Below are 13,047 nucleotides of genomic sequence, written 5' to 3'. Positions count from 1 at the left end.
CAGGATGGCCGGGATGCGACTTCCCACCTTGCGCCGTGTGCGCACCACCGAACCGGGCCCGGTTTCCGGGGTGGCCCGGCTGGACCGGCGCACCAAGAGGCTGACCGGCCGGCTGCGGCCCGGCGAGATCGCCGTGATCGACCACGTCGACCTGGACCGGGTCGCTGCCGACTCGCTGGTCGCCTCCGGCGTCACCGCGGTGCTCAACGCCAAGCCGTCGATCTCCGGCCGCTATCCGAACCTGGGTCCCGAGGTGCTGATCCAGGGCGGCGTGGTGCTCGTCGACAACCTGGGCGAGGAGGTCTTCTCCGGCCTGCGCGAGGGGCAGACGGTCAGCATCGAGGGTGACCAGGTGCTGGTCGACGGCACCCCGGTGGCCACCGGCACCCGGCAGGACGCGGAGAGCGTGGCGAAATCCATGGCCGACGCCCGCGAGGGCCTCTCGGTGCAGCTCGAGGCGTTCGCCGCGAACACCATGGACTACCTCAAGCAGGAGCGCGACCTGCTGCTCGACGGCGTCGGCGTGCCGGACGTGCAGACCTCGATCGCCGGCCGGCACGTGCTGATCGTGGTCCGCGGCTACGACTACAAGGAGGACCTCGACGTCCTCCGCCCCTACATCCGGGAGTACAAGCCGGTCCTGATCGGGGTCGACGGCGGCGCCGACGCCCTGGTGGAGAACGGCTACACCCCCGACATGATCATCGGGGACATGGACTCGGTCACCGACGACGTGCTGCGGTGCGGCGCCGAGGTGGTCGTGCACGCGTACCCCGACGGTCGCGCGCCGGGCCTGGAGCGGGTCAGCAACCTGGGCGTCGACGCGCTCACCTTCCCCGCCGCGGCCACCAGCGAGGACCTCGCGATGCTGCTCGCCGACGAGAAGGGCGCCTCGCTGATCGTGGCCGTCGGCACGCACGCCAACCTGGTGGAGTTCCTGGACAAGGGCCGGGGCGGAATGGCCTCGACGTTCCTCACCCGGCTCAAGGTCGGCGGCAAGCTGGTCGACGCCAAGGGCGTCAGCCGGCTCTACCGGCAGAACATCTCCGGCTCGGCGCTGCTGCTGCTGATTCTCTCGGCGCTCGCCGCGATGGCCGCCGCGGTGGCGGTCTCCACGGTGGGCAAGGCCTATCTGACCGTGGTGTCCGAGTGGTGGGACAATTTTGTCTTCCAGCTCGGCAATCTTTTCTGAGGGCGTCGTGATCAACTTCAGGTACCACGTGGTGTCGCTCACCGCGGTCTTCCTCGCGCTGGCGATCGGCCTGGTGGTCGGCACCGCCGCGCTCAACGGCCCGGTCTCGGAGAACCTCAAGGAGCAGCTGGCCAATCTGAACAAGGACAACAACGTCAAGCGGGACCAGGTCAACCAGTACAAGGAGGAGCTGACCCGCAACCAGGACTTCGCCACCGAGACCGCGCCGTACGTGCTGGCCGGCAAGCTGGCCACCCGCAAGGTCGCCGTGGTGGCGCTGCCCGGCGGCAAGGACTCCGCCGACGGCGTGATCAAGATGCTGGGCGTGGCCGGTGCGACGATCACCGCGCACGTCACGATCGAGGACAAGTTCTTCGACCCGAACTTCACCAACCAGCTGCTCGACCTGGCCGACCAGTCGTCGCAGCCGACCATCTCGGCGGCCGGCCTCCCGTCGAACAGCGACGGGGTGGAGACCGCCAGCGCGCTGCTCGCCCACACCCTGGAGCAGGGCGCCACGGTGGTGAACCCGGACGACGTGACGGCGGTGCTGACCGCGCTGGCCAAGCCCGGCTACATCTCGGTGGCCGAGAAGGCCAGCGGCGGCGCCGAGGCGATCGTGCTGGTCGCCGGTGCGCCGGCCACCGACAAGGACGCCACCCAGAAGGCGCGGAACAAGGTCACCATGGCCAACCAGTTCTACAAGAACAAGCCGCTGGTGGTGGGCGGGGACAGCGCCGGTGACAACAACCTGATCTCCGACCTGCGCAGCGACCCCACGCTGGTCAAGCAGATCTCCACGGTGGACAACGTGAGCACGGTGCAGGGCCAGGTGTCCACCGCGATGGCCAGCTGGGAGCGCCTGGTGCTGGGCCGGGTCGGTCAGTACGGCCTGGGCGCCGGCGCCACCTCGATGGTGCCGTCGGCGGCGCCGTAAGGCAGACTCTCCAGCCATGGCCTTCCTCCGCTCCCTCGGCACCGGCGCGCTGGTCGCCCGGGCCGTGCTCGGCTGGGTGCGCCGCGACCCGCACGCGGGCGACCTACGCCGGACCAACTTCCACGGCCGCACGGTGACCCTGGCCGGGGGCCCCGCGCTGGCCGCCGGCGCCACGATCGGCGCGGTCACCGGGGCGCCCACCGGACGGCTCGCGGCCGCCGCGGTCACCGCCGGCGCGGTCAGTGGCGCGGTCGGGCTCTACGACGACATCGTCGGCAACCGCCCCGAGCAGAAGACCGCGAAAGGCTTCGCCGGCCACCTCGGCGCGCTCCGCGAGGGCCGGGTCACCAGCGGCCTCGTCAAGATCGGCGGGGTGGGCGCGGCAGGCCTGGTCGCCTCGGCGCTGATCGGCAGCCGCCGGGCCGGCCGGTTCGGCCGCGGCGCCGACGTGCTGCTCGGCGCCGGCGTGATCGCCGGGACGGCGAACCTGCTGAACCTGCTGGACCTGCGTCCCGGCCGCGCGTTGAAAGCGGGGATGGTCCTGGGCGCGCCGCTCGTGGCCGGACGCACCGCGTCGATGGCCGCCGGAACGCTCGGGGCGAGCGCCGCCCTGCTGCCGGCCGACCTGAACGAAGAGATCATGCTCGGCGACTCCGGGGCCAACGCCCTCGGCGCGCTGCTCGGTGTCGCGTTCACCGCCCGGACCGGCACGCTGGGCCGGCTCACCGCGCTGGCCGCGCTCGCGTCGCTCACCGCGGCCAGCGAGAAGGTCAGCTTCACCAGGGTCATCCAGGACACGCCGTGGCTGCGGCGCCTCGACGAGCTCGGCCGCCGGCCGGCGTGACCTCGGCGAACGACACCGGCGCCGCGTCCGCGACGCCGGCCGAGCCAGCGAGCCGGTCGGGGTCTCCGGCCGATCCAGCGGGCCCGGCCGGGACCGGAACGGCTGCCAAGGTGGCCGGCGCCGCCGCGCTGATCACGATCCTGACCGTCGTCGCGCGGATCGCCGGGTTCGGCCGTACCTTCGTCTTCCTGCACACCGTCGGCAACCAGAGCCTGGGCAACATCTACAACGCCGCCAACACCATCCCGAACATCGTGTTCGAGCTGGTCGCCGGCGGCGCCCTGGCCAGCCTGGTGGTGCCGCTGCTGGCCGGGCACGTCGCCACCGGCGACCGGCGCCGGGTGGACGCCGTCGCCTCCGCCCTGCTCACCTGGGTGCTGGCGCTGATGGTCCCGATCGCGGTCCTGGTCGCGCTGCTGGCCGGCCCGATCGCCGGGCTGCTGCCCCGGGTACCGCCGGACCATCAGCAGGTGGCGGCGAGCATGCTGCGGGTGTTCGCGCCCCAGCTGCCGCTCTACGGCCTCGGCATCGTGCTCACCGGGGTGCTGCAGGCCCATCGCCGGTTCGCCTGGCCGGTGATCGCGCCGCTGCTGTCCAGCGTCACCGTGATGGGCGCCTACCTGTCCTACGCGGTGGTCGACGGCGCCAAGTCCGACATCGGCGGGCTGAGCACCGCCGGTGAGCTGATCCTGTCGGTCGGCACCACGCTCGGTGTGGTGGTGCTCTCGCTGTGCCTGGTGATCCCGCTGCGCAAGCTGGGCCTGCGGCTGCGGCCCGCGCTGCGCTTCCCCGGCGACGAGGGCCGGCAGGCGGTCCGGCTGGGCTGGGCGGGCGCGGTCACGGTCGGCTCGCAGCAGCTGATGACCCTGGTGGTGGTGCTGCTGACGGCGAGCGCGGCGCTCACCGACTACACCGCCGCGCAGACCGTGTTCCTGCTGCCCTGGGCGGTGCTCGCGGTGCCGCTGGCGACCGCGGTCTACCCCCGGCTGTCGGCTGCCGCCGCGCAGGGCGACGAGGCGGCCTTCGCCACCGCGCTGTCCGGTACCGCGCGGACCGTCCTGCTGCTGGCCGGTCTCGGCGCCGCCGCGCTGGCCGCGCTGGCCCGGCCGGCCGCCCTGCTGATCGGCGCCGAGCCGGCGGCTTCCGGGATCGCCGGGTTCGCGCCCGGCCTGTTCGGATACGCGCTGTTCGCGCTCCTGTCCCGGGCGCTCTACGCCCGCGGCGCGACCGCCTCGGCGGCGTTCTCCACGGCGGTGGGCTGGTCGGTGGCGGCGCTGGGCGCGTTGCTGTTCGCCCAGCCCGGCGCGGACCGGCAGCTGCTCGGGCTGGGCCTGGCCAACTCCGCCGGGATGACGGTGCTCGCCGTCCTGCTGATCGTGGGGGTGCGGCGGCATGCCGGGGCGGCGGCACTGGCCGGCCTGCCCCGGGCGGCCGGCGCGGCGGTGGTGGCGGCCGGGCTGGCCGGGCTCGCCGGCTGGGGCGTGGTCCGCGGCCTGGACGGGCTCCGGTCCGGCGTGCTGGGCAGCCTGCTGGCGGGCGTGCTGGGCGGGATCACGGTGCTGGTGGTCTTCCTGGCGGTGGCGTTCGTGCTGGATCGGCGGGATCTGCGCCCGGTGGCCGGGATGCTGCGGCGCCGGCTGCGGCGATGACGGCCTGAGTCACTGTCGTCGAGGGCGTCGCGGCCCGGCCGGTCGGGCGATGACACCATGTCTGCAAGCCACCGGGCTCCAGGCAGCCGGTGGAGAATGTGGCGCGGGTGTCCGCACGGAGAGGGGTAGACCGCTCGTGAGCAGCGACGACGGTTGGCACGGATCGGTCGTGCTGGTGCTCGGCTCGGCCACCGGCGGCACCGGCGGGCACGTCCTCTCGCTGGCCCGCGGGCTGGTCGCGGCCGGCTGCCGGGTGCTGGTCTGCGGTCCGGCCGCCAACGACGGGCACTACGGGTTCACCGCCGCCGGCGTCGACTACGCGCCGGTGGAGATCCCGGCCGACCCCGGCCCGCAGGACTCCGGCGCGATCCGGGCGCTGCGCCGCGCCATCGCCGGCCGGGACGCGCAGGTGATCCACGCGCACGGGCTGCGAGCCGCGTTCGTGGTGGCGCTCGCCCGCACCGGGGTGCCGCTCGTCGTCACCTGGCACAACGCGGTGCTCGCCAAGGGCCTGCGCGGCCAGGCCGGTGCGCTCGTCGAGCGGATCGTGGCCCGCAACGCCGCGCTCAACCTGGGCGCCTCGGAGGACCTGGTGGAGCGGGCGGTGGCGCTGGGCGCGCGGAAGGCCCGGCTCGGCCCGGTCGCCGCCCCGGAGATGCGGGCCCCGAAACGCAGCCGCAAGGCGGTCCGCGCCGAGTTCGGGCTCAAGGGCGACACGCCGCTGATCCTGTCGGTCGGCCGGCTGCACCCGCAGAAGCACTACGACCTGCTGGTCGACGCGTCCGCGCGGTGGCGGCGTGATCTGGACCCGGCTCCGGTGGTCGTGGTGGCCGGCTCCGGGCCCAGCTACATGTCCCTGGCGCAGCGGGCGTCTCGCGAGCACGCCCCGTTCCACCTGCTCGGGCACCGGGGCGACGTGCCCGACCTGCTGCTCGGGGCCGACCTCGCGGTGGTCACCAGCGACTGGGAGGCCCGGCAGCTGTTCGCCCAGGAGGCACTGCGAGCCGGCGTTCCGCTGGTCACCACGGCGGTGGGCGGGCTGCCCGGGCTGGTCGGCGACGCGGCGGTGCTGATCCCGCCCGGCGACCTGGACGCGCTGGACCAGGCCGTACGCGAACTCCTGAACGATCCGCGGCGGCGCGCGGACCTGGCCGCCCGCGGTCCGGTGCGGGCCGCGACCTGGCCCGACGAGAAAGCCGTGGTGGAAGCGGTCCGGGCGGCCTATGCCGAGGTGAGCGCCGCGTGACCGGCCGGCTCGACCGCATCCGGCGGGTGCGCCCGCCGGGCACCCCGCGCGGCCGGCGTGCCGCGGCCTGGGTCCCTTATCTGCTGGTCATGCTGATCGGGGTGGCCAGCCTGGTCGGCCTGACCATCCGCCCGGCCGGTGAGGCGCGGCGCGGCGCGGCCGACTACGTGGTGGTCGCCGCCGCGGCCGGCCTGCGCTGGGACGACCTCGACCCGCGGCGCACCCCGGCCCTGTGGCAGGAGGCGACCCGGGGCTCGACCGGCTGGCTGTCGGTGCGCTCGGCCCGGCAGACCACCTGCCCGGCGGACGGCTGGCTGACCCTGGGCGCGGGCAACTACGCGGCTTGGGACACCGTCCGGCCGGTCCACGGCAGGTGCCCGGTGGCCGTGCCGGAGCTGACCCGCCCGGACGCCATCGGCGCGAGCGTGACAGCGCAGAACACCGTGGTCCGCAACAACCAGGAGCGGCTGCCTTACGGCACCACCCCGGGCGCGCTGGCCGAGTCGGTGCGCTGCACCGTGGCGATCGGCCCGAACGCCGCGGTCGCCGCCGCCCGGCCGTTCGGCCGCGTCGACCAGTACGCCGACACGCTGCCCGCCAACCCGGCGAAACTGCTCTCCGACTGCGTGCTGAGCATCGTCGACCTGGGCACGATCACCGGCACCGGCGCGGAGCGCAAGGCGGCGGTGGCCGCCGCCGACGCCACCCTGGCCCGGATCCTGGCAGCCCGCCCGGACCGGTCGCTGATGCTGATCGCCGGGATCGCCGACACCGACGCCACCTCCCGGCTGCACGTGGCGATCGCCGAGGGCGACGGCTGGCGGGGCGGCTGGCTCACCTCGGCCGGCACCGGCCGGGACGGCTACCTGCAGCTGGTCGACCTGGCCCCGACGGTGCTGGCCGCGCTCGGCCGGCCGGCCCCGGAGAAACTGTTCGCCGGGTACGCCGCCACCGTCGCCACCGGCCGCCCGGACGACGTGGCCGCCGCGATGCAGGGGCACCACAACGCCGACCAGCGGGCGATCGCCCAGCGCGGGGTGGCGTCGATCTTCTTCGGGGTGCTGGCCGCCCTGCAGCTGGTGCTGTTCCTCGCCGTCGTGCCGGTGCTGGTGCGGGCCCGGCGGCACGCCGGCCCGGTCGCCCCGCCGCTGCCCCCGCCCCGGCTGGTGGCGGTGCTGGAGGCGGCCCTGGTCGCCGCCTCGCTGGCGATCCCGGCGGCCCTGGTGGCCGATGTGGCGCCGTGGTGGTCCAGTGCCCACCCGGCCTGGATGTTCGGCGGCGCCACCCTGCTGCTGATGGCCGCCGGCACCCTCGCGGTACGCCTGGCCCCGCGCTACCGGATGACCCTGTGGCCGATGGGCGCGGCGGCCGTGCTGAGCGCCATCGTCGTCGTGGTCGACCTGCTCACCGGCGCCCGCCTGCAACTCAACGGGGTGGCCGGTTACTCCGCCACGCACGGCGTCCGGTACGCCGGCCTGGGCAGCGTCGGGCTGGGCGTGTTCGTCGCCGGGCTGCTGCTGGCGGCCGGCTGTTCCGCCCAGTGGGTGGGCCGCACCTGGCGCCCGGTGGTGATGGTGCTGTTCGGCGGCCTCGGCGTGGTCATGGTCGGCAGCCCCTACCTGGGCGCCGACCCGGTCGGTGCGATCGCCGTGACGGCCGGGGTGTGCGTGGCCGCCGCGCTCAGCTCCGGCGGCTGGCTCACCTTCCCGCGGGTGGCCTGGGCGACCGTGGGGGCGATCGCGGTGACCGTCGGGTTCGCCGCCTTCGACCTGCACCGGGCGCCGCTGGAGCAGGGCACCCTGGGCCGGTTCCTGAGCGCGCTGGGCAGCGGCACGGCCGGCCCGGCGATGCAGCGGGCCGCCGCGGCGAACGGCCAGGCGCTGCTGGACAGCCCGCTCAGCCTGCTGGCCCTGGCCGGCGCGCTGATGCTGGCGTTCTGCCAGTTCTCCCCGTGGGGCGGGCTGAACCGGGTGTACGGCTTGCACCCGGCCGTCCGCGGCGCGATCGCCGGGACGGTGGTGGCGACCATCACGGCCGGGATCCTGGGCGGTACCGCGCTCGGGGTGGCCGGCGCGGCGGCCGCGACGGCGGTGCCGGTCGCGGTGCTGACCGCGCTGCGGGTCCTGTTGCACGCCGCGGACCGCACGCCGCCGCCCGGGGAGACCGACGGCCCGGGCGGCCCGTTGTTGCGCAAAGCCGACGGTGATCAACTCTCGGTAACCGAGCCGACTGGTTGACACGCACGTCCACCAGCCCGAACGTGGCGAGTCCAGCAATGAGTGTTACGGTGAACTCCCGTGGATGGGGCGCTGAAGCCCGGTCTGCACGATCTGGAAGACAGGCGACCACGGGAGCGGGCCTTGGCCTCAACAGTGCGCGACACTCGGCACATCTTCGTCACCGGGGGCGTCGCCTCCTCGCTGGGCAAGGGCCTCACCGCCTCCAGCCTCGGCAATCTGCTCACCGCCCGCGGTCTCCGCGTCGTGATGCAGAAGCTCGACCCTTACCTGAACGTCGACCCGGGCACGATGAACCCGTTCCAGCACGGTGAGGTCTTCGTCACCGAGGACGGCGCGGAGACCGACCTGGACGTCGGGCACTACGAGCGCTTCCTGGACCGGGACCTCTCCGGCAAGGCGAACGTCACCACCGGCCAGGTGTACTCGGCGGTCATCGCCCGGGAGCGGCGCGGCGAGTACCTCGGCGACACCGTCCAGGTCATCCCGCACATCACCAACGAGATCAAGAGCCGGATCTTCGCGATGGCCGACCCGGACGAGAACGGCCTCGTCCCGGACGTGGTGATCACCGAGGTCGGCGGCACCGTCGGCGACATGGAGTCGCTGCCGTTCCTGGAGGCGATCCGCCAGGTCCGCCACGAGGTCGGCCGCGACCACGTGTTCTACCTGCACGTCTCGCTGGTGCCCTACCTCGCCCCGTCCGGCGAGCTGAAGACCAAGCCGACCCAGCACTCGGTGGCGGCGCTGCGCAACATCGGTATCCAGCCGGATGCCCTGATCTGCCGCAGTGACCGGGAGATCCCCGAGAAGATGAAGCACAAGCTGGCGCTCTACTGCGACGTGGACGCCGAGGCGGTCATCGCCTGCCCGGACGCGCCGAGCATCTACGACATCCCGAAGGTGCTGCACGACGAGGGGCTGGACGCGTACGTCGTACGCCGTCTGGGCCTGTCCTTCCGGGACGTCAACTGGCAGCAGTGGAACGACCTGCTGGAGCGGGTGCACCACCCCAAGCGCACGATCACCATCGCGCTGGTCGGCAAGTACGTCGACCTGCCCGACGCCTACCTGTCGGTCACCGAGGCGATCCGCGCCGCCGGTTTCGGCAACACCGTGAAGATCCAGATCCGCTGGGTGCCGAGCGACAGCTGCGAGACCCCGGCCGGCGCCGCTGCCGCGCTCAAGGGCGTCGACGGCATCTGCATCCCCGGCGGCTTCGGCGTCCGCGGCATCGAGGGCAAGGTCAACACCTCGAAGTACGCCCGGGAGAACCGCATCCCGATCCTCGGCCTCTGCCTGGGCCTGCAGTGCATGACCATCGACGCGGCCCGCAACCTGGCCGGGCTGTCCGGCGCCAACTCGCTGGAGTTCGACGAGACGGCGACCTACCCGGTCATCTCCACGATGGCCGACCAGGAGGACATCGTCGCGGGCAAGGGCGACATGGGCGGCACCATGCGCCTGGGCGCCTACCCGGCGACGCTGAAGGACGGTTCGATCGTCGCCGAGGTCTACGGCGCGACCGAGATCTCCGAGCGGCACCGGCACCGCTACGAGGTGAACAACGACTACCGGGACAAGCTGTCCCAGGCCGGCCTGGTCTTCTCCGGCACCTCGCCGGACGGCCGGCTGGTCGAGTTCATCGAGCTGGACCGGGAGACCCACCCGTACTTCGTGGCCACCCAGGCGCACCCGGAGCTGAAGAGCCGGCCGACCCGGCCGCACCCGCTCTTCGACGGCCTGGTGAAGGCGGCGGTGGCCTACGCCGCAGCGGACGAGCTGCCGGTCGAGCCGGTCGAGTCCTGATGGCCTTCGAGCACGAGACGGTGACCCGCGTCGAGCGCTACCGCGGCGCGATCTTCGACGTGTTCACCGACGAGGTGACCATGTCCGACGGCGGCACCGCCAAGCGGGACGTGGTGCGCAACAAGGGCGCGGTCGTCGTGGTCGCCCTCGACGAGCAGGACCGGGTGGTGCTGATCAAGCAGTACCGGCACGCGCTCGGCGCCCGGATCTGGGAGCTGCCGGCCGGGCTGCGCGACGTCGACGGCGAGGAGCCGGAGCTGACCGCGGCCCGCGAGCTGGCCGAGGAGGTGGACCTGACGGCCGGCCGGTTCGACCGGTTGGTCGAGCTGCACACCTCGCCCGGGTTCAGCAACGAGCACGTGCTGGTCTTCCTGGCCCGGGACCTGGCCGAGGTGCCGGCGGGGGAGCGGCACGCGCGCGCCGAGGAGGAGGCCGACCTGGAGGTGGTCCGGGTCGACCTGGACGAGGCGGTCGCCATGGTGCTGCGCGGCGAGATCACCAATGCGGCAGCGGTGGCCGGGCTGCTGGCCGCAGCCCGGGTCCGCTGATCGGTTTCAGTCCGCCGCCGGGCACGTGGTGCCCGGCGGCGGGACCGTCAGGTCGATCAGGTACCTGTCGATCACGGCGGTGGTGCACGCGGTCGCCCGGTACTGCCCGTGCCCGGCGCCCAGGTAGGTGACCAGCCGCCCGCTGGTGCCGAGCTCGGCCGTCACGTGCCGGGCCCACCCGTAGGGCGTCCGCGGGTCGTGCACCGCGTCGAACACCAGCAGCGGGGTGCGGGTGCGCACGCTCAGCCGGTGCGGCGGATTCGCCAGCGGCCGCGGCCAGCCCAGACAGGTCCGGATCGCGAGCATCCCGGCGCCGTAGGGCACGTCCGGCGCGGCCTTCGCCGCGATCTCCACCAATTTTCGGTACGCCCGGAAATCCCGCACGTTCGCCGGGAAGTCCGCGCAGAACACCCCGGGCGCCACGTCCAGTGGCGGCCGCGGCGGCACGTAGCCCCCGGCGAGCTTGCTGATCAGGTCGGCCAGCCGGGGCCACTGCGGGGTCAGCGCCATCGGGAAGGCCGCGATCTCGAACGTGGTCAGCGGCCGGTAACCGTCGTTGCCGGCGCGCTCGAGGATCGCGTGCCAGGTGGCTCGGATGTCGGTGCCGTGCAGCACGCACTCGGCCGTGGTGACCCGGTCGCACCAGGCCACGAACTGGTCGAAGGCGTCCTGCGAGGCGGCCGCCTCGGACCGGACGAACTCGGTCAGCGGCAGATCGTGGTCGAACGGGCTCTCCAGCACGATGGCGCGCACCCGGCCGGGGAACCGCTCGGCGTACATCTGGCCCAGCAGCGTGCCGTAGGAGCTGCCGTGGAAGGTCAGCCGCGGCTCGCCCAGCGCCCGGCGCAGCGCGTCCAGGTCCCGCGCGACGGTCACCGAGTCCGCGTTGCCGAAGGCCGGGCTGCTCGCCCGGCACCGCGCCCAGTAGGCGCGGTTGGTCGCTACCGCCCGGTCGAAGGCGGCCTGACCGCTGAGGATCACCGGTGGGCGGTCCGCTTCCGGCGCGCAGGTGGGGGCGGCCGACCGGGCGACGGTACGCGGGTCGAAGCTCACGATGTCGAACCGGGCCAGCTGCTCCGGGCTGAACCGGGTGCCCTGCCGGACCCGGTAGACGCCCGAGTCCCCCGGCCCGCCCGGCCCGAACACCAGCGTTCCCACCCGGCGCTCCGGATCCGGCGCGGCCCGCTTGGCCACCGCCATCCGGAACGTCGCCCCGTGCGGGCGCGCCCAGTCCACCGGCAGCGTCAGCCATCCGCAGGTGACCGACTTGTCAGGCGTGATGTCCGGGATGACCTCGGTGCACTCGCCCCAGTCCAGGGCCGGCCGGGCGGGCTCGGCGTGCGCGACTGCCGGTGCCGCCGCGACCAGCACGGCGGTGATGAGCGGGACCAGGCGCATGACGCCTCCTCGGGGCTCAGCGACGGTGGCCGATACATCGTTTCGTCGCCGTGGCCACCGACATATCCGGAATCGGACCCATCTGATCCCCTACGGGGAGGGCTCGGCCGTCAGTCCGGCTGCCGCGCCGGCCGACGCCAGCCGGTCCGCTGCCTCCGCGCGGACCTGCTCGTCCGGGTCGTCGAGCGCCTCGGCGAGCGGGCCGGCCAGCAGGGCCGCGGCCGGTGGCCAGGCCCGCAACGGCGTGGACACCGCCGACCCGGCCGCCCGGCGGACCTCCGCCGACGGGTGCCGCAGCCACCCGGTGACCAACCGGACCTGCAGGTCGTAGCGGGGGGCCAGCTCCTCCAGCACCCAGGTGAGCGGCCGGTCGGCATCCTGCGTGCGCGCGATCACGTCGCGCGCGGCAAGCGCGTCCCGCTCCAGGATCTGCACCACCGGGCCGGGCAGCGGCGCGGCCGGGTCCGCGCCGGACAGCGCCATCGCGGCGACCAGCCGGACCATCGGCGACGGGTCGGCGAGCCGGTCGTCGGCGGTCTCCCCCCGACTGGCGAGCGCCCGCACGGCAGCGGCCCGGACCACCTCGGCGCGGTCCACCACGGAGGCCTGCCGCAGCGTCGCCGACGCGCCGCCGGCCACGTCCGGGCCGAGCTCGCCGATCAGGTACGCCGCGGCGCTGCGCACCTGCTCGTCCGGGTGCGCGGCGAGCAGTCGCAGGTAGCTGGGCAGGCCGGCGACGACGGCGGCCCGGGTGGCCGGCGCGGCGTCCGGCTCGTGCGCGTGCCGGCCGCCGCTCAGCATCCGGGACAGCGTCCCGAGCACCGCCCCGGTCTCGGCGGCCGCCACGTCCAGGATCCGGATCAGGAACGGCACCGCCTGGGTGGTGGCCGGGTAGACCCCGTCGGCGGCACAGACCAGGTCCTCCTCCAGGGCGTCGAGCGCGTCGGAGTCACCCTCGGCGACCGCCCGCAGCAGATCGGGCACGTCCGCCGCCGGGCCGTGCCGGTGGGTCAGCGCCGCCCAGTCCACTGCTGCAAGATCGTCCAACACAGGAATGAAGGTACAAGGCGGATATGACGGAACGGCCGGATACACCGGTCCCGGGCCGCCGCGCCGCCCCGCCGGGGGTGATCCTCGCCGCGAGGATATGACCTTGTGGTTTCCCACCGGTAAATGATCCGATGTCC

At 74.0% G+C, this 13,047-nt stretch carries 10 protein-coding genes; 8 read left to right on the top strand and 2 right to left on the bottom strand.

Translation table 11 applies throughout. From position 1 onward, the window contains the following. Positions 1 to 13 precede the first annotated feature (13 nt). The 8 genes from steA to Actob_RS33065 all read left to right on the top strand — a co-directional run bounded on the left by steA (position 14) and on the right by Actob_RS33065 (position 10,462). A complete protein-coding gene (gene steA, locus Actob_RS33100; RefSeq protein ID WP_284915810.1) occupies positions 14 to 1,192 on the top strand; it encodes a putative cytokinetic ring protein SteA in 1,179 nt (392 codons plus the stop codon). Between the two features lie 7 nt (positions 1,193 to 1,199). Then, positions 1,200 to 2,129: a copper transporter gene (locus Actob_RS33095; RefSeq protein ID WP_284915809.1), complete on the top strand. Its 930-nt coding sequence runs from the start codon at positions 1,200 to 1,202 to the stop codon at positions 2,127 to 2,129. 16 nt (positions 2,130 to 2,145) lie between these two features. After that, a complete protein-coding gene (locus Actob_RS33090; protein ID WP_284915808.1) occupies positions 2,146 to 2,973 on the top strand; it encodes a hypothetical protein in 828 nt (275 codons plus the stop codon). 110 nt (positions 2,974 to 3,083) lie between these two features. Further along, positions 3,084 to 4,622: a murein biosynthesis integral membrane protein MurJ gene (murJ, locus tag Actob_RS33085; protein ID WP_284915807.1), complete on the top strand. Its 1,539-nt coding sequence runs from the start codon at positions 3,084 to 3,086 to the stop codon at positions 4,620 to 4,622. Positions 4,623 to 4,758: 136 nt separating this feature from the next. After that, the gene (locus Actob_RS33080) at positions 4,759 to 5,868 is read left to right on the top strand and encodes a glycosyltransferase family 4 protein (protein ID WP_284915806.1); all 1,110 of its coding nucleotides are present in this window, start codon (positions 4,759 to 4,761) and stop codon (positions 5,866 to 5,868) included. Next, on the top strand, positions 5,865 to 8,105 hold the full coding sequence (locus Actob_RS33075) for a hypothetical protein (RefSeq protein ID WP_284915805.1): 2,241 nt from the start codon (positions 5,865 to 5,867) through the stop codon (positions 8,103 to 8,105). The genes Actob_RS33080 and Actob_RS33075 overlap by 4 nt, the downstream gene beginning before the upstream one ends. A gap of 123 nt (positions 8,106 to 8,228) precedes the next feature. Continuing rightward, positions 8,229 to 9,914, top strand: a complete 1,686-nt coding sequence (locus tag Actob_RS33070) for a CTP synthase (RefSeq protein ID WP_284915803.1) — start codon at positions 8,229 to 8,231, stop codon at positions 9,912 to 9,914. After that, complete coding sequence (locus Actob_RS33065; protein ID WP_284915802.1) at positions 9,914 to 10,462, top strand: NUDIX domain-containing protein; 549 nt, start codon at positions 9,914 to 9,916, stop codon at positions 10,460 to 10,462. The genes Actob_RS33070 and Actob_RS33065 overlap by 1 nt, the downstream gene beginning before the upstream one ends. A 6-nt stretch (positions 10,463 to 10,468) precedes the next feature. Here Actob_RS33065 and Actob_RS33060 read toward each other — a convergent pair whose 3' ends face one another. Both Actob_RS33060 and Actob_RS33055 read right to left on the bottom strand, forming a co-directional pair. Further along, positions 10,469 to 11,860 (bottom strand): alpha/beta hydrolase, encoded by a 1,392-nt coding sequence (locus Actob_RS33060; RefSeq protein ID WP_284915801.1) that lies wholly within the window; start codon positions 11,858 to 11,860, stop codon positions 10,469 to 10,471. Between the two features lie 90 nt (positions 11,861 to 11,950). Then, positions 11,951 to 12,910, bottom strand: coding sequence for a HEAT repeat domain-containing protein (locus tag Actob_RS33055; RefSeq protein WP_284915800.1), 960 nt, complete (start codon positions 12,908 to 12,910; stop codon positions 11,951 to 11,953). Positions 12,911 to 13,047: the final 137 nt, after the last annotated feature.

The organism is Actinoplanes oblitus (assembly GCF_030252345.1).
Lineage (GTDB): Bacteria > Actinomycetota > Actinomycetes > Mycobacteriales > Micromonosporaceae > Actinoplanes > Actinoplanes oblitus.
Note: the sequence above shows the minus strand (reverse complement) of the source record. Positions and strands in the feature narration are given on the sequence as shown.